This window comes from Nocardiopsis sp. iso_25 (genome assembly GCF_056173305.1).
In genome coordinates this window covers 24913-45709 of the sequence record NZ_CM149667.1, presented here as the reverse complement: position 1 = coordinate 45709, position 20797 = coordinate 24913, and the positions used below count along the sequence as shown (strand labels likewise).

Genomic DNA, 20797 nt, shown 5'->3' with positions numbered 1-20797 from the left:
GCGGTTAGCCTGGCGGTGTCCCCTCGTCGGAGGACCCCCTCCGAACGACCTTCACGACGACATCGAGGTGTGCCATGTCCGGTGGACTGAACTGGGTACGTGCGGACGAGCACCCGGAGCTGCTGGCCGACCCGGTCCTGGCCGCGGTGCGCGGCCGTGGGGACGCGCGTGTGGCGCCCATCGATCCGGAGCTCGCGGACACGGCGCAGTTCTGCGAACGGTACGGGATGCCCCTGGCCACCAGCGCGAACTGCGTGGTGGTCGCGGCCAGGCGCGGCGGCGAGGTGTCCTACGCGGCGTGCATGGTGCTGGCCACCCAGCGCGCCGACGTCAACGGGATCGTCCGCCGCCGCCTCGGCGCCCGCAAGATCTCGTTCGCGCCGATGGACGAGGCCACCGGGCTGACCGGGATGGAGTACGGCGGCATCACGCCGCTCGGCCTGCCGGAGGGGTGGCCGGTCCTGGTTGACGAGGCGGTCGCCGCCGAGGCCGGGGTCGTGGTGGGCAGCGGGGTGCGCCGTTCCAAGCTGCTGGTGCCCGGCAAGCTGCTCGCGGACCTGCCGGGCGCCGAGGTCCTGGCGCTGACCAGGTAGCTGACCAGGTAGGGGAGCGGCCACGCGGCCGGGCGGGGCGCCCGGCCGTGTGTCGACACGTCCATCTGCGGACTCGTCGCCTTTCGGGTACGAATGTCGACAAATCGATGTGTGGTTTCGGCGTGCTCCGCCCCCGTTTGCGGCTGGTTCCGAGCTGCTACCGAGCGGTGCGCGTCCGGTCCCGGTCCCAGTGCCGGTCCCGGTTCCGCTCCCGGCGTCGCTCCCGGCGTCGGGAGCGGCGGTCAGGGGGCGGTGGTCAGGGGGCGGCGCCGACCTCCGCCACCCAGGCGGTCTCCACCAGCACGGTGTAGTTGTTCACCCTCGGCAGCCCCTCCTCACCAGGCGACTCCACGGCAACCGTCTCGTGGTAGAGCGGCGTGCCCGTGTCGGCGTCGAACATGATCCTGCGCTCCAGGACGACGCCGTCCCCGGCGTCCTCCTCGACCAGGAACAGCTCGCCCTCGCGCCCTTCGCGGTCCCTGGCCGTGCCCGCGTACCGCACGTCCTCCTGCCCGGCGAGCGCGCGCAGCGCGGCGGCCTGCACGTCGGGGCCGACCGGGGCCTCCTCGTACAGCAACTGGAGGGCGTACACGAGCCCGGCCGCGGGGGAGGGGTCCGGCGTGGCCCCGGAATCCTGGCCGCCGACCGCCAGGAGCTGCTCAGCGAGCCGGTCCGGGGCCGCGGAGAGGCTGTCGGGCTCCACGGTGAAGAACATGCCGTTCCCGCCCTCGCCGCCGCCCCACTCGAACTCCTCGGGCCCGCTCTCGAAGAGCCACCGGAGCGGGGCGGGGTCGCCGCCCCCGTGCTCGGGGAGGCTCGGGGCGGAGACGCTGCGCCCGGACTGGTGCGGGGTGCGCCAGACCTGCTCGTCCGTCGGCAGGACGCCCCAGCCCGCCTCGCCGGTGTCGGCGTCCTGGGAGTAGGTGAGAGTCCACTCCGCGGTGTGCACGTAGGCGACTTCTCCCCCGACGGGCGGCGGGGGCTGCTCCTCGGCGGCCTCCGCCAGGGCGAGGAGGTGCTCGCGGCCCGCGGGCGCGTCGGCGGCCAGGGGGACCTCCAGCGGCGCGGGAGGCGGACCGGCGTACGCGGGCTGGACGGAGTTCCAGCCCAGGGTCCCGAGCACGGCCACGGCGGTGAACGCGGCGGCGCCCAGCGCCAGGCGCGGGGCGGTGCGCCGGGGGGACAGACCGCGGTCCCGGAGGCGGTCGCCCGAGGCGATCGCCTCGATCCGGGCGAGGTCGCGGGCCGCGGGGTCGGGGCGGACTGAGGCCGCGGGATCGTGTGCGGCGAGCATTCCGCGCACGGCTTCGGTGTCGCCGCGCAAGCCGCGGCTGGCGGGGTTACGGTTCACTTCTCCTCCACGGGAACTCGGACGTGCGTGGGGCCCGGCGTCGCCGGACGCGGTGGGGACTGGTCCCGGCGAGCCGGGGGCGAGGAGTCCAGGAAGCGCTCGATCCGGCGGCGGACCCGGTGCAGGCGCACACGCACGGTGGCAGTGGTGCAGCCCAGGGCCCGGGCCGCCTCGGCCGGTTCCAGGCCCTCCCAGGCCAGGAGCATCACCAGTTCGCGGTCGGTGGCGCTGAGCCGGTCCAGGGCGCGCAGCGCGGCGTCGCGCTCCTCCACCTGGCGGACGGTGTCGGCCGTGCCGGGGACGTTCGCGGAGGCATCGGCGCTGAGCACCTCTCCTCGGCGGCGATCGCCGCGCAGCCGGGTCCGGATGACGTTGCGCGCCACCCCGTAGAGCCAGGGCAGGGGCTGGTCCTTGGGCAGGCGGTCGTACCTGCGCCAGGCGACGCCGAAAGTCTCGGCGGCGACGTCGTCCGCGCGGTCCGGGCCCAGGCGGCGCACGGCGTATCGGTACACGTCGCCGTGGTAGCGCTCGAAGAACCGGGTGAACTCGCTCTTCGCGGGTTCCTCCGTGTCCGTGTCCGTGTCCGTGTCCTCACTGCTCATCGACTTCCTTCCGTGCGGTCTCACACCCTTCTGTCCGGTGGGGCCTCCGTGTTACAGCGTCGGAGCGGGATTCGCGTGCGCGGGCGCACGGGTTCTCCCGCCGGCGGCCCGGGGGACCGGGCCGGTCCTCCGCGCGGCCCTGTGGACAACCGGGGAAAGGGCAGGTGGGAAGCGGCGCGGTTCCCCCGGGACTATTTACTGACCGATCGGTCTGTAATACTGTTCGTCAGAGAGCACAGCCCGAGGAGAGGACCGTCCGGTGCCCGAAACACTCCAGAGCTACGCGCGGGGAGCATGGTTCACCCCCGCGGACGAGGGCGCGCCCCTGGCCGACGCGAACACCGGGGAGACCGTCGCCCGGATCTCGTCCGACGGCCCCGACGTCGCGGGGATGGTCGACCATGCGCGGACCGTCGGCGGCCCCGCGCTGCGCGCGCTCACCTTCCACCAGCGCGCGAACATCCTCAAGGAGGTCGCCAAGCACCTGACGGGGTACAAGGAGGAGTTCTACGCCCTCTCCCACCGGACCGGCGCGACCGCCCGGGACACCGCCGTGGACGTGGACGGCGGTTTCGGCACGCTCTTCAGCTTCTCCAGCAAGGGCCGCCGCGAGCTGCCCAACTCCACCGTCATCCTGGACGGGCCCCTGGAGCCGCTCGGCAGACAGGGCACGTTCGTGGGCCAGCACGTGTACACGTCCCGCCCGGGCGTGGCCGTGCAGATCAACGCCTTCAACTTCCCGGTGTGGGGCATGCTGGAGAAGCTCGCCCCCGCCTTCCTCGCGGGGATGCCCAGCATCGTCAAGCCCGCCGGGCAGACCGCCTACCTCACCGCCGCGGTCGTGCGGCGCATGGTCGAGTCGGGTCTGCTGCCCGAGGGCTCCCTCCAGCTCCTCGTCGGCAGCCACCGGGGCCTGCTCGACGCCCTGGGCCCGCAGGACGTCGTGGGCTTCACGGGGTCCGCCGCCACCGGCGCCATCCTGCGCAACCACCCCAACGTGGTCAGCGGGGGCGTGCAGCTCAACGTCGAGGCCGACTCCCTCAACTGCTCGGTCCTCGGCCCGGACGTGACCGAGGAGGACCCCGAGTTCGACCTCTACGTCAAGCAGGTCGTCACCGAGATGACGGTCAAGGCCGGGCAGAAGTGCACCGCCATCCGCCGCGTCATCGTGCCCGCGGCGATGGCGGAGGCCGTCACCGGGGCCCTGACCGAACGCCTGGCCAGGGTGGTGGTCGGCGCGGCCGACCACCCGGACACGCGGATGGGCGCCCTGGTCTCGCTCGACCAGCGCGAGGAGGTCCGCAAGGCGGTCAAGGCCCTGCGCGCCACCAGCGAGGTCGTCTACGGCGACCCGGAGAGCGTGGAGGTCGTCGGGGCCGACGACGAGGCGGGCGCGTTCATGTCCCCGGTCCTGCTGCGCGCCGAGCCCGGCGCGCGGGAGCCGCACGAGGTGGAGGCCTTCGGTCCCGTCAGCACCGTGATCGCCTACGACGGGGTCGCCGAGGCCGTGGAGCTGGCCGCCCGGGGCAGCGGCAGCCTGGTGGGTTCGCTCGTCACCCGCGACCCCGACGTGGCGCGCGAGGTCGTCCTGGGGCTGGCGCCCTGGCACGGGCGCATCCTGGTGCTCAACCGCGACGACGCCAAGGAGTCCACCGGCCACGGTTCGCCGCTGCCCGTGCTGGTGCACGGCGGACCCGGCCGCGCGGGCGGCGGCGAGGAGATGGGCGGTGTGCGCGGCGTCAAGCACCACATGCAGCGCACTGCCGTGCAGGCCCCGCCGGACATGGTCACCGCGATCACCGGCCACTGGACCACCGGCTCCGAGCGGACCGTGGGCGACGTGCACCCGTTCCGCAAGGACCTGTCGCAGCTGCGGATCGGCGACACGATCCGGTCGGCGGAGCGCACCGTCACCCGGGCCGACATCGACCACTTCGCCGAGTTCACCGGCGACACGTTCTACGCGCACACCGACGAGGAGGCCGCCGCCGCCAACCCGCTGTTCGGCGGGATCGTGGCGCACGGCTACCTGGTGGTGTCTCTGGCGGCCGGCCTGTTCGTGGACCCGGCCCCGGGCCCGGTGCTCGCCAACTTCGGCGTGGACAACCTGCGCTTCCTCACCCCCGTGAAGGAGGACGCCACGATCCGGGTGACGCTGACCGCCAAGCAGATCACCCCGCGCACGAACGCCGACTACGGCGAGGTGCGCTGGGACGCCCTGGTCACCGACCAGGACGGCGAGGCCGTGGCCACCTACGACGTGCTCACGCTGGTCGCCAAGGGCGAGGAGGGGTAGGCGCGTCGGCGCTCCCGCGCACGGACGCGCCCGCAAGCGGGAACAGCGTCGGACAGGCATGTCGGTAAGTAGACACGTCGTCAAACAGACGCGGCGTCGAACAGACATGTCGACTTCCCGACAGGCGGTGCCCCCGGCGGTGGCGTGGCCGGGGGTGCCGTCGTGTGTGCCGGGGCTCCCGGCGGGCGGCCCGTGAGCCGGAGGAGTGCGCGGCCCCGGAGGCAGCCGCTCACTCCCCGGCGGACGGCTTCCCGTCCAGCAGCGCCGACGGGCCGGGCGGCCCGAGCCGCGCCCCCTCGCGCGCCGTCCAGTAGCGGCGCAGCACGTCCAGCACCACCGAGACCCGCAGGCCCGTGATGCCCGAGAGGCGCCCCAGGTCCGCGGAGAGGAAGTCGGCGAGCCCGGCCTCGTCGCGGAACACCGCGTGGTGGATGACGGACGAGGTCCCGGCCACGACCGAGACGTAGCGCGCGGAGGGGTGCGCCCCCAGCGCGTCGGCGACGCCGCCGATCTCGCGCGGGCTGACCTCCAGGGCCAGCACCGCCTCCACGCCCATGCCCAGCAGGGCGGGTTCCACCTCCACCCGGGGGCGCACCATGCGGCGCTCCAGCACGGACTGGACGAGGCGGTAGGCCGTGGACTGGCTGACCCCGAGCGCGCGGGCGACCTCTCCCGAACCGGTGCGCGCGTCGCGGTGCAGCATCCGCACCACGGACGCCTCCTGCGCGCCGAGCGGGCCGCGGGACTCATCCGACGGCCCGTTCTCCCCCGAGTCGGTGTAGGGGTCCAGCGCCCGGGAGCGCGCGGGGTCGAGCCGGTCCAGCCGCCAGGAGTCGGCCCGGCTCACCGCGCGCAGGACCAGGTCGGACCGTGTGGCCGCCACGCCCTCCACCGAGGGGATCCCGTCGGCGAGCAGGTCCGCCGCCCGGTCGCGGCGGAAGGGGTGGACGACGCAGTAGACGTCGGACCCGCCGCTGGTGACGGCCGTGAACTGCGTCTCGGGCCGTTTCGCCAGGCGGCGGGCCACCCGCCGCGAGTGGCCGGGGGCGGTGGTGATCCACACGTGGTGCGGGTGGGCGTCGGAGAGCAGCGGCCAGTCCACCTGGCCGACCACGCGCACGGACCGCTCGGACTGGAGGCGCTGGAGCCGCCGCCCCACGGTGCTCGCCGAACTCCCCACCGCCTCGGCCAGGGCGCTGACCGGCGCCCGGGGCGCCAACTGGAGGGCGGCGACCAGGTCCATGTCGAGTTCGTCCAGCACCGCTTCCGCCTCCGCCAAGACCGCTGTCACCAAATAAGCCGTATGAGATGAATGATTCCACCACTTTATCGCTGGTGGTTGACATATCCATCCACCACACATGCAATGTACTGGTCAACGCAGCGAGGGAGGGGCGCCAGCCCGCCCGGACGTCAGGGGAGCACGGGTGACCACGACCGATTCCACACGCCCCAGGCTGCCGATGCGGCTGCTCCTGGGCTCCCTCCAGGTGATCGAGAGGGTGGGCAACAAGCTGCCCCACCCGTTCTGGCTGTTCACGATCATGGCCGGGATCGTCATCGCGCTCAGCGCCCTGCTCAACGCGCTGGGCGTCTCCGCGGTCTCACCGGTGGACGGCGAGCGCATCGCGGTCCGCAGCCTGCTCTCGCCCGAGGGCGTGCAGACCATCGTCGGCGACGCGATCGACAACTTCGCGACCTTCCCGCCGCTGGCGATCATCATCGTGGTCATGCTCGGGGTCTCGGTCGCCGAACGCAGCGGCCTGCTCAACGCGATGCTGCGCGGCAGCGTCACCAGGGTCCCGGCCCGGTGGCTGACCTTCGCCGTGGCGCTGACCGGCATCACCGGCAGCGTCGCCTCCGACGCCGCCTACGTCGTGCTCATCCCGCTGGGCGCCCTGCTCTTCAAGGCCGCGGGCCGCAGCCCCGTCCTCGGCCTGGTCGTGGCCTTCGCCTCCGTCTCCGCCGGGTACAACGCGTCCCTGCTCATCACGCCCACCGACGCGCTCCTGGCCGCCCTGAGCACCGAGGCCGCCTCGATCATCGACCCCGGCTACACGGTCACGGCGCTGGACAACTACTTCTTCAGCGTCGTCTCCGCCGTCGTGCTCGCCGCCCTGATCACCCTCGTCACCGAGTTCCTGCTGAGCAGGCGCTCCGAGGGCCTGGCCGAGGACGGCGACGGCGAGGGGGACCGGGAGGCGCAGGAGCTGGGCTCGATGACCCTCACCGACGCCGAGCGCCGGGGGCTGCGCAACGCCGGGCTGACCGTGCTGGCGGCCGTGGCGGTCCTCGCGGCGGCGCTCGCGCCCCCGGCCTCGCCCCTGCGCGGGGAGGACGGAACGGTCCTCGGCTCGCCGATCATCACCGGGGTCGCCTACGTGCTGGGCGTCCTGTTCCTGCTCGCCGGAGTCGTGTACGGGCGCGCCACGGGCACCGTTGCCTCGGCGCGGGACGTTCCCGAGGCGATGACCGCGGGGGTGCGGGACCTGGCTCCGGTGGTCGTGCTGTTCTTCGCGGCCTCGCAGTTCCTCGCCTACTTCCGCTGGACCGGGATCGGCGAGGTCGTGGCCATCCGCGGCGCCGCGCTGCTGGACTCGGCGGGGGTGCACCCCCTGGTGCTCTTCCTCGGCATGATCGTGTTCTCCACGGTGCTGAACCTGCTCATCACCAGCGGTTCGGCGCAGTGGGCCCTCATCGCGCCGGTCTTCGTGCCCATGTTCATGCTCCTGGACGTGCCGCCCGAGACGACCCAGGCCGTCTACCGCATCGCCGACTCCAGCACCAACGTCATCAGCCCGATGAGCCCGTACTTCGTCATGGCGCTGGGCTTCCTCCAGCGCTACCGCCGGGACGCGGGCATCGGCACGCTGATCTCCCTGACGCTGCCGCTGTGCCTCACCGTCCTGGTCGGCTGGACCCTGCTGTTCCTGGGCTGGTGGACGCTCGGCATCCCGCTGGGACCGGGTGTCCCGGTGCGCTGACCGCCTCCCTCCCGCCCCGGGCGGGATCCCCTGCCCACCGCAACGAAGAGAGTGACAGATGAGCCAGACGGTGACCGCGAGACTGGCGGACGCGGCCGAGCGCGCCCTGCCCGGCATGATCGACGACCTGCGCGCCCTCGTGGAGCTGGAGACCCCCAGCGGCGACAGGGACCTGCTGTCCGCCGGGCTGGACGGCATCGAGGGGTGGCTGGCCCGGCGGCTGGGCGCGCCCGAGACCCGGGTCCGCTACGACGGCGGCTCCTTCGGCGACGTGCTGGAGGTGTCCTACCCCGGCACCGGGGCGGGGACCGTGCTCTTCGTCAGCCACTACGACACCGTCTGGCCCGCCGGGACCCTGGCCGAGTGGCCGGTGACGGTCGAGGGCGACCGGTTCAGCGGCCCCGGCTGCTTCGACATGAAGGCCGGGATCGTGCAGAGCGCCTGGGCCCTTCGGCTCCTGCGCGAACTGGACCTGCCCCGGCCCGCCGTGCGGATGCTGCTCACCGGGGACGAGGAGATCGGCAGCCCCGCGTCGCGCCCGCACATCGAGCGGGCCAGCGAGGGCGTGGACCTGACCCTGGTCCTCGAACCCAGCCGGGAGGGCATGCCCAAGACCCGGCGCAAGGGCATGGGGATCTTCGACGTTGACGTGCGCGGCGTGGAGTCCCACGCGGGCCTGGACCCCGCCGCCGGGGCGAGTGCCGTGCACGCCCTGGCCCAGGTCGTGCCCGCGCTCACCGCCCTGTCCGCGCCGGAGCTGGGCACCACGGTGAACGTGGGCCTGGTCTCCGGGGGGACCGGGTACAACGTCGTCGCCGGGCACGCCCGCTGCGGGGTGGACGTGCGGGTGCAGGACCCCGCCGAGATGGCCCGCGTGGACGCCGGGCTGGCCGCGCTCGCCGCCGCCGACCCGCGCGTGGCGGTCGAGGTCACGGGCGGGTGGAACCGTCCTCCGATGAACCCCAACCCGCCCTCGGAGAAGGCGTTCGGTCTGCTGCGCGAGGTGGCCGGGGAGCTGGGCGCGTCCCTGGAGGAGGTCTCGGTGGGCGGGGCCAGCGACGCCAACTTCGTCTCCGCGCTGGGCCGCCCGGTCCTCGACGGGCTGGGCGCGGTGGGCGCCGGGCCGCACTCGCGCGACGAGCACGTCCTGGTCGGCGGGACACCGCACCAGGTCGCCCTGGTGGCGGGCCTGATGGCGCGGATCGCGGGCAGGTAGGGCGGCAGCGCCCGGTCCCGCCCGGGACGACATGTGGACGGGTCGCCATGGGGATGAGTCGCCATGGCGACGAGTCGACACGCGGTGGTCCGGCGAACGCGGGACCGACCGCTCCGACGGCGGCCGGACCGGCACGCGCGGGGGCGCCCCGGGATGCCGACTCCCCGGGGCGCCCGCTCCGTCCCGGCCTACAGGCGGGCGACGGCCGCGGCCGGGTTCTCCATGGCGTCGGCGACCACGCGCATGAAGCCCGCGGCGGCCCCGCCGTCGCACACGCGGTGGTCGAAGGCGAACGACAGCTGCGTGATCTTGCGGACGGCCAGCTCGCCGTCCACCACCCACGGGCGGTCCATGATCCGGCCCAGGCCCAGGATCGCCACCTGCGGGTGGTTGATGATGGCGGCGCTGCCGTCCACACGCAGTGACCCGTAGTTGTTGAGGGTGAAGGTGCCGCCGGTCATCTCGGCCGGGGAGGCCTTCCCCTCCCGGGCGGCGGCGGTGAGCCGCCGGATCTCGCCGTCCAGCTCGGTCGTGGTGAGCCGGTGCGCGCCCAGCACGGCCGGGGCGACCAGGCCCCGGTCGGTCTGCACCGCCAGGCCCAGGTTGACCCCGTCGTACTGGACCAGCTCACCGCGTTCGGCGTCCACCCTGCCGTTGAGCTCGGGGTGGGCGCGCAGGCCCGCGACCACGAATCGCGCCACGTAGGACATCAGGCCGGGTCCGGACGGGTCGGACTGCCTGAGGCGGACCAGCTCGGTCGCGTCCACGTCCACCCAGACGGTCGCCTCGGGGATCTCGCTGCGGCTGCGGGACAGCGACGCCGCGACGCTGCGGCGGAACCCGCTCATGGCCGCGCGCCGGGACTCGGCCAGTCCCGTGCGGGCGTCCACGAACCCCGGTGCGACGGGCTCCGGTCCGGGGGCGGGGACAGCGGAGTCGGCGGCGGGGTCGGCGGCCGGGGCCCGCGCGGCATCGATCGCCTCGCGCACGTCGCGCCGGGTGATGAGTCCGCCCGGTCCGCTCCCGGAGACCTCGGAGATCCGCAGCCCCGCCTCACGGGCCATCTGCCTCACCAGGGGCGAGGTGACCAGCGGCGGACGCGCGGCCGGGGGAGCGGCCGGTGCGGCGGAGGCCGGTACGGCGGGTTGAACCGGGGCCGCGGAGGCCGGTACGGCGGGCTGAGCCGGACGCGCGGGCGGGCGCTGGCGCGGACGCCGACGGCGCCCGGAGGCCGCTGCCTCCGGCGTTCCGTAGCCGATCAGCACGTTGCCCGAACCCGTTCCGGCGCGCTCCTCCTCGCGGTAGCGCTCCCCCTCCGCCGACGCCTTCGCAGCGTCGGCCCCGGACGCGGCCTCGGCCCCGGCCTCGGCCCCGGAACCGTCGGTCACGCTGATCAGGGGGCGCCCGACCTCCATGACCCGGCCCTCCTCGCCGTGCAGCTCGCTGACGGTGCCCGCGAAGGGGGAGGGCACCTCCACGATCGACTTGGCGGTCTCCACCTCCACGATCGGCTGGTCCAGGGCCACGGTGTCGCCGACGGCCACGAGCCACCGCACCACCTCGGCCTCGGTGAGCCCCTCGCCCAGGTCGGGGAGGTCGAAGGTCTGCGTCGTCACTGGTCCTCCCACTGAAGGTCGTCGACGGCGTCCAGGATCCGGTCCACGCCCGGGAGCTGGAAGCGCTCCAGCTTCGGCGGCGGGAAGGGGATGTCGAAGCCGGTGACGCGGCGCACCGGCGCGGCCAGGGAGTGGAAGCAGCGCTCGGTCACCCGCGCGACGATCTCCGAGGCGACGCTGGCGAACCCGCTGGCCTCGGCGACCACGACGGCGCGCCCGGTGGAGCGGACCGCCTCGCACACCGTGGCGTCGTCGAAGGGGACGAGGGAGCGCACGTCCACCACCTGGAGGCTGCGGCCCTCCTGTGCGGCGGCCTCGGCCGCCTCCAGCGCGGTGGGTACCGAGGGGCCGTAGGCGATGAGGGTGGCGTCGGTGCCGGGGCGGCGCACCACGGCGCGGCCGATGGGCGGCTCGGGCGCGGCCGGGTCGATCTCGTCCTTGCCCCAGTAGAGCTTCTTGGGCTCCATGAACACGACCGGGTCGTCGGAGGCGATCGCCTCGCGCAGCAGGAAGTAGGCGTCGGCGGGCGTGGACGGGGTGACCACGGTCAGGCCGGGCGTGTGGGCGTAGTAGGCCTCGGAGGAGTCGCAGTGGTGCTCGACTCCGCCGATCCCTCCCGCGTAGGGGACGCGGATGACCATGGGCAGCCCGACCCGGCCGCGGGTGCGGTTGCGCGTCTTGGCCACGTGGCTGACGATCTGCTCGAAGGCAGGGTAGGCGAACGCGTCGAACTGCATCTCCACCACGGGGCGCATGCCGTTCATCGCCATGCCCACGGCCATGCCCACGATCCCGGACTCCGCGAGCGGAGTGTCGAAGCAGCGGTCCTCGCCGAACTCGGCGGTGAGGCCGTCGGTGATGCGGAAGACGCCGCCGAGGGGGCCGACGTCCTCGCCGAAGACGTACACCGCGGGGTCCTCGGCCATGGCGTCGCGCAGGGCCCGGTTGAGGGCCTGGGCCATGGAGAGCTTGGTGGGGCCGGTCGCCATGTCAGTTGCCCTCTCTGCTCAGTTCGTCGGCCAGGAAGGCGGCCTGCTCGTCCAGCTGCGGCGTGGGGGTGGCGAACACGTGCGCGAACAGCTCGACGGGCTCGGGGTCGGTGTCCCCGGCGACGCCCTCGCGCATGGCGGCGGCCACGGCCTCCGCGTCCTCGGCGATGCGCGCCTTGCGGGCCTTGGTGAGGACGCGCTTCCTGGTGAGGTAGGCCTCCATGCGCAGCAGGGGATCGCGGGCCTGCCAGGGGTCCACCTCCTCCTGGGTGCGGTACCGGGTGGCGTCGTCGGCGTTGGTGTGCGCCTGCATGCGGTAGGTGTGCGCCTCCACGAGCTGGGGGCCCCCGCCCGACCGGGCCGCGGCCACGGCCCGGTCGAGCACGGCGAGCACGGCGGGGGTGTCGTTGCCGTCCACCCGTTCCGCGTTCACCCCGTAGCCGACGCCCTTGTGGGCGAGCGAGGGGGCGGCGGTCTGGCGGGCCAGGGGGACGGAGATGGCGTACTCGTTGTTCTGCACGAAGAACACGACCGGAGCCCGGAACACCGCCGCGAAGTTCAGCGCCTCGTGGAAGTCGCCCTCGCTGGTGGCGCCGTCGCCGCACAGCGCCATGACCACGGTGTCCTCACCGCGCAGGCGGGCGGCGTGCGCGACGCCCACCGCGTGCGGGAGCTGGGTGGCCAGCGGCGTGGCCTGCGGGGCGACGCGGTGCGCGTAGGGGTCGTAGCCCGAGTGCCAGTCGCCCTTGAGCAGGGTGAGCACCTGTACCGGGTCCACCCCGCGCGCGACCACGGCGGCGGTGTCGCGGTAGGTCGGGAACAGCCAGTCGCCCTCCGCCAGGGCCATGGCCGCGCCCGTCTGGCAGGCCTCCTGCCCGTGCGAGGAGGGGTACACGGCCAGGCGGCCCTGCCGCACGAGGGCGCTGGCCTGGTCGTTGACGCGGCGGCCGATCACCAGGGAGGTGTACGCGGCGAGAAGCCGCTCCCGGGCCGGGAACGGCAGGGCGGCCCCGTCCACCGGGCTTCCGGTCTCGTCGAGCAGCCGGACCGGCTGCTCGGAGGGGAGAAGGTCCCGGTCATCAGCCATGGCGCCAGCCTCCTGTGTCAGAAAGATGTGTTCAGACACATGGTGCTGTTTCTTGCCATCTGTTCGCCACAACCGCGCAGAACTCAAGAAAACGTCGAGGATTTCGCCTGAATTCCTGGCCACACGTCCAACCGTGTGATCCAGAACACCTCCCGGCGTGGACAAGTGGCCCGCACCACCGCGCCGCGTCCCCGACCGCCGGACGGCCGTCCTCCCCCCGCCAGAGCCGCGGGGGAGGACGGCCGCTCCTCAGTCCCCGGCCGTACGGGCCCGCGGAACGGCGGCCGCGTCGGCGCCCCCGCGCTCCGCCTCCCGCTCGGCCAGCCTGCGGCGCTGGGGCACCACCGTGTACTTGGGGTCGGCCACGGACTGCTTGCCCGCCTGGAATACGCCCAGCCGGGTGCACGCGGAACCGGCCAGCAGGGCGGCGCCGCTCACCGCGGAGGCCACCCGGCTGCGGCGGCCCAGCACCGCACCGGCCGCACCGGCCAGGGTGAGCGTCCGGGCCGCACGCATGAGGGCACCCGCCCTCCCCTGCCGGTAGGGCTCGCCGGACAGCCCCATCCGGCGCTCCATGGCGCCGGAGACCGCCGTCTCCAGCAGGGCGCCGCCCACGGCGGCACGGCGCGCGGGACCGCTCTGCGCCAGGGGCGCGGTGACCAGGCCCATCCCGCCCGCGGCCGAGGCCGCGGAGGAGGCGAACACGAACGGCATGTACCGGTAGCCGTCGTGCCAGGAGGGCACAGCGGTGTCGCACACCAGCGGCGCCGTGTAGGTGGCCACGAGCGGCCCCACCATCCCGGCGCCCAGGGTGGCCGCCCGGCCGATCCGCGGGAACCACCCGGTGGCCGCGGTCACCGCGGCGACCCCGGCGAGTGGGCCGTAGGTCATGAGGATCCAGGACCCGACGCTCATCGGCGAGGTCGGCTTGACCACCCGCAGCATGTTGAGGAAGCGCTCGGGGCGCCCCAGGTCGTGGATGAGCGCGGCCGTCGAACCGGAGATCGCGCCCAGGGCCGTGTACTTGAGGGGGCGGGCCAGCTCCGGGCGGCCGGTCAGCTCGGCGCCGGCGGCCAGCACCGACGAGGCCCCGGCGAGCCCGCCCAGGAACAGGTAGCCGCCGATGTCGGAGGCCTTCCACACGATCTGGTTGAGGACCGGCTTGCCGTAGTAGGAGCGGAACTCGGCGTCGGGCACCCGCGTGGGCTCGCCGCGCCGCTTCTTCCTGCGCCGCCCCTCCCCGTGTTCGCGGCGCTGCTCCTCCCCGACGACGTCGGCGGCCCCCGTGACGGCCTCCCGTCCGGGGCGCTGCCCGCGCATGCCCTCCTTGGTCACGTCCGACGAGCTCATCAGCGCCTCCCCACGAACGTCGCGGCCGCTCCGACCACCAGCGCCGCCGCCGCGACACCGGCGTGCCGCCACATCGACGGCAGGTCCCGGGTGGTCACCACCGGGTCCGGCGGCAGCCCGTAGACCTCGGGTTCGTCCAGCAGCAGGAAGAACGCCCCCGCGCCGTCCACCCCGTCCTCGGGGTCCTCGCCGTACAGGCGGGCGGAGGACACCCCGGCCTCGTGCAGGTCGGCCACCCGCGCCTCGGCGCGCGCACGCAGTTCGTCGAGGTTGCCGAACTGGATCGAGTCGGTGGGGCAGGCCTTGGCGCAGGCGGGTTCCAGGCCGTCGCCGATCCGGTCGTAGCACAGGGTGCACTTCCAGACCCGGCCGTCCTCCTCGCGCTTGTCGATGACCCCGTAGGGGCAGGCCGGAACGCAGTACCCGCAGCCGTTGCAGATGTCCTCCTGCACCACCACCGTGCCGAACTCGGTGCGGAACAGCGAGCCGGTCGGGCACACGTCCAGGCAGGCGGCGCTGGTGCAGTGCTTGCACACGTCCGAGGACATCAGCCAGCGGAACTCGCCGCGTTCGTCGGCACCCGTGGCGGCGCCGGGCAGCTCGAAGGACGGCATGCCCAGGTCCACGGCCCCGGGGCGTCCCACGCCCGGGTCCTGGTGGCCCAGGGGCTCGCGCTGTTCGACGAAGGCCACGTGCCGCCACGTGTCCGCGCTCAGTCCGCCGCTGTTGTCGAACGACATGGACGTGAAGTCCAGGCCGTCCTCGGGGACCATGTTCCACTCCTTGCAGGCGACCTCGCAGGCCTTGCAGCCGATGCACACACTCGTGTCGGTGAAGAAGCCGACCCTCTCGTGCCTGCCGTCCCCGTTGCTCTCCGCGGACACGCTCACACCTCCAGTCCCGTCTGTTCCGTGATTCCGGCCCGCTCCCGGTACTCGCGCACCAGGTCGAGGCGCTCGGCGCCCCGGGGCCTGCGCCCCGGCCGGATGTCGGCCGTGATCGCCTTGACCTCCTGGATGTGCACGTTGGGGTCGAGCGCGATGGGCATCAGTTCGTTGACCGCGTCCCCGGTCGTGTACCCGTTGGGCCCCCAGTGGTAGGGCATCCCGATCTGGTGGACCACCCGCCCCTGCACCCGCAGCGGCGCCATCCGGTCGGTGACCATGACCCGGGCCTCGATGGCGTTGCGCGCCGTGACGACGGTGGCCCAGCCGCCGTGCTCCAACCCGCGCTCCTCGGCCAGCTCGGGCCCGACCTCGCAGAAGAACTCGGGCTGGAGTTCGGCCAGGTAGGGCGTCCACCTGGTCATCCCGCCCGCGGTGAAGTGCTCGGTGAGCCGGTAGGTCGTCACCACGTACGGGAAGACGTCGGAGCCGGGCGTGCCGGGGGCCGGGTGGTAGCGGTTGTACTCGTGCGGGTACAGCAGGCGCGTCGGGTTGCGCTGGTGCCCGTACAGCGGGTTCTCGAACGGGGTGTCCTGCGGTTCGTAGTGCGTGGGCAGCGGGCCGTCGTTGAGACCCGCGGGCGCGTACAGCCACCCCTTGCCGTCAGCCTGCATGACGAAGGCGTCCCGACCGGTCAGCGCCGCGACGCCCTCGGCGTCCTCCGGCGGCACGTAGTCGGGAGCCTTGCGGTTCTCGAAGTCGGGGGTGTCGTGCCCGACCCAGCGCTCCCGCTCCGCGTCCCACCACACGAGGCTCTTGCGGGGGCTCCAGGGCTCCCCGTTCTCGTCGGCGGAGGCGCGGTTGTACAGGACGCGCCGGTTGTCCGGCCACGCCCAGGCCCACTCCCCGGCGATCCAGTCCTGTTCGGTGTGGGGCTTCCTGCGCGCCGCCTGGTTGACCCCGTCCTTGAAGACGCCGCAGTAGATCCAGCAGCCGCACGAGGTCGACCCGTCGTCGCGCAGCTCGGTGTAGACGGTGAGCGGGCGGCCCTCGGCGTCGTGCCCGTTGATCTCGCGCAGGACCGCGGCGGCGTCGGGCTCGCCGTCCTCCTCCAGGGGGTAGTCCCAGGTGAGGTCGAGGACGGGGCGGTCCTTGGGGTCGTCGGAGCCGGCGAGGATGCCGCGGATCCCACGGCCGAGGTGGTACATGAACCACAGGTCGCTGCGCTGGTCACCGCTCGGGCTGACGGCCTGGTCGTGCCACTGGAGCAGCCGGTTGGTGTTGGTGAAGGTGCCCGACTTCTCCGTGTGCGCGGCGGCCGGGAAGAAGAACACCTCGGTGCCGATGTCCTCGGTGCGCATCTCGCCGGACTCGATCTCCGGCCCGTCCTTCCACCAGGTGGCGCTCTCGATCAGCGAGAAGTCGCGCACGACCAGCCAGTCCAGCTCGGCCATGCCCATGCGCTGGGCCCTGCTGTTGGCCGAACCCACGGCGGGGTTCTCGCCCATGAGGAAGTAGCCCTTGCACTTCCCGGCGATCTGCCCCATCACGGTGTCGTAGTGGCTGTGGGAGCCGGTGAGCCTGGGCAGGTGGTCGAAGCAGTAGTCGTTCTCGGCCGTCGCGTGCTCGCCCCACCACGCCTTGAGCAGGCTGACGGTGTAGGCCTCCATCCCGTCCCAGAACCCCTTCCTGGGGTTGCCCGCGGCCATGATGTAGGTCTCCAGGGACTGCTCCTCGTGCGCGTGGGGCATAGGCAGGTAGCCCGGCAGCAGGTCGAACAGGGTCGGCACGTCGCTGGAGCCCTGGATGCTGGCGTGTCCGCGCAGCGCCTGGATGCCCCCTCCCGGGCGGCCGATGTTGCCCAGCAGCAGCTGGAGGATGGAGGCGGCCCGGATGTACTGGGAGCCGACCGTGTGCTGCGTCCAGCCCACGGCGTAGCAGAAGGCGCTGGTGCGGTCCCGGCCGGAGTTCTCGGTGAGGTGGTCGCACACCCTCCGGAAGGTCTCCTGCGGGATACCGCAGACCTGCTCGACCAGTTCCGGCGTGTAGCGCGCGTAGTGGCGTTTGAGGACCTGGAACACGCAGCGCGGGTCGGTGAGCGTCGGGTCCTCCCTGGGCTTCTCCCGGATGACCGCGCCGCCCGACCCCTGCTGCTCGGGCCGCCCGGAGTGGCTGGTGCCGAGGTTCTCCTCCAGCCGCTCCTTGAACAGCTGGTTGCGGTTGCCGGAGGCGGCGGCGACCTCCGCGCCCTCGTAGCTCCAGGTGCTGGCGTCGTAGCTCTTGTCCTTCTCCGAGAAGCCGGAGAACAGGCCGTCCAGGTCCTCGGTGTCCTGGAAGTCCTCGCCGACGATCGTGGCGGCGTTGGTGAAGGTGCGCACGTAGTCGAGGAAGTACTTCTCCTCGGTGAGGACGTGGTTGATGATCGCGCCGAGGAAGGCGATGTCGGTGCCCGCGCGGATGGGCACGTGCATGTCGGCGAGCGCGCTGGTGCGGCTGAAGCGGGGGTCGACGTGGATGACCACCGCGCCGCGGGCCTTGGCCTCCATGACCCACTGGAAGCCGACCGGGTGGGCCTCGGCGAAGTTGGATCCCTCGATGATGATGCAGTCGGAGTTCTGCAGGTCCTGGAGGAACATGGTCGCCCCGCCGCGTCCGAAGGACGTCCCGAGCCCGGCGACCGTGGAGCTGTGGCACACGCGGGCCTGGTTCTCCACCTGGACGACGCCGAGCGAGGTCAGGAGCTTCTTGATGAGGTAGTTCTCCTCGTTGTCCAGTGTGGCGCCGCCGAGGCTGGCGATCCCCAGCGTGCGGTTCACCCGTTGTCCCTCGTGCTCCCGCTCCCAGGTCTGCTCGCGCGTGCGGACCACGCGGTGGGCGACCATCCGCATGGCGGTTTCGAGGTCGATCTCCTCCCATTCGGTGCCGTAGGGGCGCCGGTACAGGACCTTCTCCTCGCGCGCGGAGCCGGTGGTGAGCTGGAGGCTGGCCGATCCCTTGGGGCACAGCCGCCCGCGGCTGATCGGCGAGTCCGGGTCGCCCTCGATCTGGACGACCTTCTCGTCCCTGACGTAGACGTTCTGCCCGCATCCCACCGCGCAGTAGGGGCAGACCGACTTCACGACCCGGTCGGCCTCCTCGGTGCGGGACCTGAGGTTCTCCGACCGGCGGGACTTCGCGGCGGCCCCGCGTCCCGTCGGGTCGTCCCCCGTGAACTGCCGGTACACCGGCCACGACTCGATCCACGTGCGTACGCCCATGCTCGCCTCCGCCCCGGGCCCGGGGCCCGTCGATGGTCTCCAGGTCTGCCGCTACCCAAGGACGAGGGGGAGCATGGGTCCGGAATTCCCACCGTGCGCCGGGCGCGGCTCCGGGCGGGCGGGGACACGCCGCCCGTGGCGGTTCCATGGGGCTTTTGTGACGCGGCCCGGACGGCGGTGTTTCACGTGAAACACCGGGGGAGGAGAGGGCCGAAAATCCCCCTTTCCGGACTTCCCCGGCGGGGAAGAGTTGCGGTACTCCCTCCAGTTGGTAAGAACTTCCCCCGCCGCGCGTCCGGCACCGCGGCAGTGGGCAGGGGCACCGGGACAGGGATCATGACGACGTGGTGGGGGACCAGTTCCATGACCGACGTATCCAGCCAGGGATCCGCGCCGGGAGACGACCGCGAGGTGCTCACGAACCGGCAGGGACACCCGGTCTACGACAACCAGAACCAGCGCACGGTCGGTGAGCGGGGACCCGCGACGCTGGAGAACTACCAGTTCCTGGAGAAGATCAGCCACTTCGACCGGGAGCGCATCCCGGAGCGGGTGGTGCACGCGCGCGGGGCGACCGCGTTCGGCTACTTCGAGTCCTACGGCGCGTGGGGCGACGAGCCGATCAGCCGCTACACGCGGGCCAAGCTCTTCCAGGGCAGGGGGAAGCGGACCGACATCGCGCTGCGCTTCTCCACGGTCATCGGGGGCAGGGACTCCTCGGAGTGCGCGCGCGACCCGCGCGGGTTCGCGATCAAGTTCTACACCGAGGACGGCAACTGGGACCTGGTGGGCAACAACCTGGCGGTGTTCTTCATCCGCGACGCCATCAAGTTCCCCGACGTGATCCACTCCCTCAAGCCGGACCCGGTGACCTTCCGCCAGGAGCCCAACCGCATCTTCGACTTCATGTCGCAGACCCCCGAGTGCATGCACATGCTGGTCAACCTGTTCAGCCCGCGCGGCATCCCGGCGGACTACCGGCACCAGCAGGGCTTCGGCGTCAACACCTACAAGTGGGTCAACGACGTGGGCGAGACCGTCCTGGTCAAGTACACCTGGATGCCCAAGCAGGGCGTGCGCAGCATGACCGAGGCCGACGCGGCCAACCTCCAGGCGGACGAGACCGGGCACGCGACCAAGGACCTGCACGAGGCCATCGACCGCGGCGAGTACCCCGAGTGGGAGCTGCTCGTGCAGATGATGAGCGACGAGGAGCACCCCGAGCTCGACTTCGATCCGCTGGACGACACCAAGACCTGGCCGGAGCAGGACTTCCCGCCCAAGGCGGTGGGGCGGATCGTGCTCGACCGGAACGTGTCGGACAACTTCGCGGAGAACGAGCAGATCTCCTTCGGCACCGGCGTGCTCGTGGACGGCCTGGACTTCTCCGACGACAAGATGCTCGTCGGGCGCACCTTCTCCTACAGCGACACGCAGCGCTACCGGGTGGGCCCCAACTACCTCCAACTGCCGGTGAACCAGGCCAGGAACGCCGACGTGCGCACCAACCAGCGCGACGGCCTGATGGCCTACCACCAGGACTCCGGGGGCGAGAACCCGCACGTCAACTACGAGCCGTCCATCAACGGCGGCCTGCGCGAGGGGCAGTACCCCACGCACGACGAGCAGGGGCCGGAGATCCGGGGGCGGATGACCCGTAAGCGCATCTCCCGCACCAACGACTACCAGCAGGCGGGACAGCGGTACACGCTGATGGAGGAGTGGGAGCGCGACGACCTGGTGCGCAACTTCACCGGGCAGCTCTCCCAGTGCGACCGGCCGATCCAGGAGCGGATGGTCTGGCACTTCCTCATGGTCGACGACGACCTGGGGCTGCGCGTCGGTGAGGGGCTGGGCATCGGCCCGGGCGACGTGGCGCACCTGGAGCCGCTGCGGAGCCAGACCCTGGACGAGGGGGAGCGCCAGCGCATGGCCAACCTGGGCAAGAACGGCCCCCGGGACGTGTCGGGGCTGACCATGACCCACTGCGTGCCCAACAAGCGGCACGTGGTGGAGCGCTGAGGCGGGCGTGGTGGAACGGCTGGCACGGGCCCTCGCGCACACCTCGTCCGCCGTCGGCAGGGGACTGCTGGCGGGGGTGGTCGGCACGGCGGCGATGACGGTCTCCAGCACCGCCGAGGCCAAGCTGCGCGGCAGGGGAGGCAGCACCTCGCCCGCCGACGCCGCCGGGAAGGTGCTCGGGGTGCGGCCGGAGGGCCCCTCGGGCGAGCAGCGGTTCAACACGGCGGTGCACTGGGGCTACGGGGCCTCGTGGGGGGCGGTCCGGGGGCTGCTGGGCGCCGCCGGGCTGCACGGGACCGCGGCGGCGGCCGCGCACCTGGCACTGGTGTGGGGCGGCGAGCAGGTCGCCCTCCCTGCCACGGGCACGGCGCCCCCGGCCTGGAAGTGGGGCGCCAAGGAGGTCGGCGTGGACCTGCTGCACCACACGGTGTACGCCTGCGCCACCAGCGCCGCCTACGAGTGGCTCGACCGGCGCTGATTCGCGGTCGTCCGGCCCCGGTCCCCGCGGGGGCCGGGGCCGGTCGCGTGCGTCCACGGCGCGGGCGCGGCC

The 20797-nt window shown here is 72.9% G+C and carries 15 protein-coding genes; 6 read left to right on the top strand and 9 right to left on the bottom strand.

Annotation, left to right across the window (positions count from 1 at the left end; genetic code table 11):
- The first annotated feature begins 74 nt into the window (after nt 1–74).
- Nucleotides 75–593 carry a YbaK/EbsC family protein gene (locus AC0VX6_RS00165; RefSeq protein ID WP_475467057.1) on the top strand — a complete coding sequence of 173 codons (519 nt, stop codon included), beginning with the start codon at nt 75–77 and terminating at the stop codon, nt 591–593.
- Nucleotides 594–849: 256 nt separating this feature from the next.
- Here AC0VX6_RS00165 and AC0VX6_RS00160 read toward each other — a convergent pair whose 3' ends face one another.
- Together AC0VX6_RS00160 and AC0VX6_RS00155 are read right to left on the bottom strand one after the other, a co-directional pair.
- The gene (locus tag AC0VX6_RS00160; protein ID WP_274975622.1) at nt 850–1944 is read right to left on the bottom strand and encodes a CU044_5270 family protein; all 1095 of its coding nucleotides are present in this window, start codon (nt 1942–1944) and stop codon (nt 850–852) included.
- Nucleotides 1941–2546, bottom strand: coding sequence for an RNA polymerase sigma factor (locus tag AC0VX6_RS00155; RefSeq protein WP_475467056.1), 606 nt, complete (start codon nt 2544–2546; stop codon nt 1941–1943). Before AC0VX6_RS00155 ends, AC0VX6_RS00160 begins: the two co-directional genes overlap by 4 nt.
- A gap of 259 nt (nt 2547–2805) precedes the next feature.
- On the opposite strand from AC0VX6_RS00155, the gene paaZ reads away from it, so the two are divergent.
- Nucleotides 2806–4842, top strand: a complete 2037-nt coding sequence (gene paaZ, locus AC0VX6_RS00150; RefSeq protein WP_475467055.1) for a phenylacetic acid degradation bifunctional protein PaaZ — start codon at nt 2806–2808, stop codon at nt 4840–4842.
- Nucleotides 4843–5071: 229 nt separating this feature from the next.
- On the opposite strand, the gene AC0VX6_RS00145 is transcribed toward paaZ, so the two are convergent.
- Entirely contained in the window at nt 5072–6103 is a 1032-nt protein-coding gene (locus AC0VX6_RS00145) for an Lrp/AsnC family transcriptional regulator (RefSeq protein WP_475469472.1), read from the bottom strand.
- A gap of 202 nt (nt 6104–6305) precedes the next feature.
- Between AC0VX6_RS00145 and AC0VX6_RS00140 the strand changes: the two genes are divergently transcribed.
- Nucleotides 6306–7826 (top strand): AbgT family transporter, encoded by a 1521-nt coding sequence (locus AC0VX6_RS00140; protein WP_274978290.1) that lies wholly within the window; start codon nt 6306–6308, stop codon nt 7824–7826.
- 58 nt (nt 7827–7884) lie between these two features.
- Entirely contained in the window at nt 7885–9042 is a 1158-nt protein-coding gene (locus AC0VX6_RS00135) for a M20 family metallopeptidase (protein ID WP_475467053.1), read from the top strand.
- A gap of 188 nt (nt 9043–9230) precedes the next feature.
- Here the strand turns inward: AC0VX6_RS00135 and AC0VX6_RS00130 are convergent, their stop codons facing one another.
- The 6 genes from AC0VX6_RS00130 to fdh form a co-directional block, all read right to left on the bottom strand.
- The gene (locus tag AC0VX6_RS00130) at nt 9231–10658 is read right to left on the bottom strand and encodes a dihydrolipoamide acetyltransferase family protein (protein ID WP_475467051.1); all 1428 of its coding nucleotides are present in this window, start codon (nt 10656–10658) and stop codon (nt 9231–9233) included.
- On the bottom strand, nt 10655–11647 hold the full coding sequence (locus AC0VX6_RS00125) for an alpha-ketoacid dehydrogenase subunit beta (RefSeq protein WP_274975617.1): 993 nt from the start codon (nt 11645–11647) through the stop codon (nt 10655–10657). The genes AC0VX6_RS00130 and AC0VX6_RS00125 overlap by 4 nt, the downstream gene beginning before the upstream one ends.
- Before the next feature lies 1 nt (nt 11648).
- Entirely contained in the window at nt 11649–12734 is a 1086-nt protein-coding gene (gene pdhA, locus AC0VX6_RS00120; protein ID WP_475467050.1) for a pyruvate dehydrogenase (acetyl-transferring) E1 component subunit alpha, read from the bottom strand.
- Between the two features lie 249 nt (nt 12735–12983).
- Complete coding sequence (gene nrfD, locus AC0VX6_RS00115) at nt 12984–14084, bottom strand: NrfD/PsrC family molybdoenzyme membrane anchor subunit (RefSeq protein ID WP_475467048.1); 1101 nt, start codon at nt 14082–14084, stop codon at nt 12984–12986.
- Nucleotides 14084–14974: a 4Fe-4S dicluster domain-containing protein gene (locus AC0VX6_RS00110; RefSeq protein ID WP_274975614.1), complete on the bottom strand. Its 891-nt coding sequence runs from the start codon at nt 14972–14974 to the stop codon at nt 14084–14086. The genes nrfD and AC0VX6_RS00110 overlap by 1 nt, the downstream gene beginning before the upstream one ends.
- Nucleotides 14971–18225 carry a formate dehydrogenase gene (gene fdh / locus AC0VX6_RS00105; protein ID WP_274975613.1) on the bottom strand — a complete coding sequence of 1085 codons (3255 nt, stop codon included), beginning with the start codon at nt 18223–18225 and terminating at the stop codon, nt 14971–14973. The genes AC0VX6_RS00110 and fdh overlap by 4 nt, the downstream gene beginning before the upstream one ends.
- 363 nt (nt 18226–18588) lie before the next feature.
- Here fdh and AC0VX6_RS00100 point away from each other — a divergent pair, with 363 nt between their 5' ends.
- Together AC0VX6_RS00100 and AC0VX6_RS00095 are read left to right on the top strand one after the other, a co-directional pair.
- On the top strand, nt 18589–20247 hold the full coding sequence (locus AC0VX6_RS00100) for a catalase (protein WP_274975612.1): 1659 nt from the start codon (nt 18589–18591) through the stop codon (nt 20245–20247).
- 10 nt (nt 20248–20257) lie between these two features.
- Nucleotides 20258–20725, top strand: coding sequence for a hypothetical protein (locus AC0VX6_RS00095; RefSeq protein WP_248772906.1), 468 nt, complete (start codon nt 20258–20260; stop codon nt 20723–20725).
- The last annotated feature ends 72 nt before the right edge of the window (nt 20726–20797 follow it).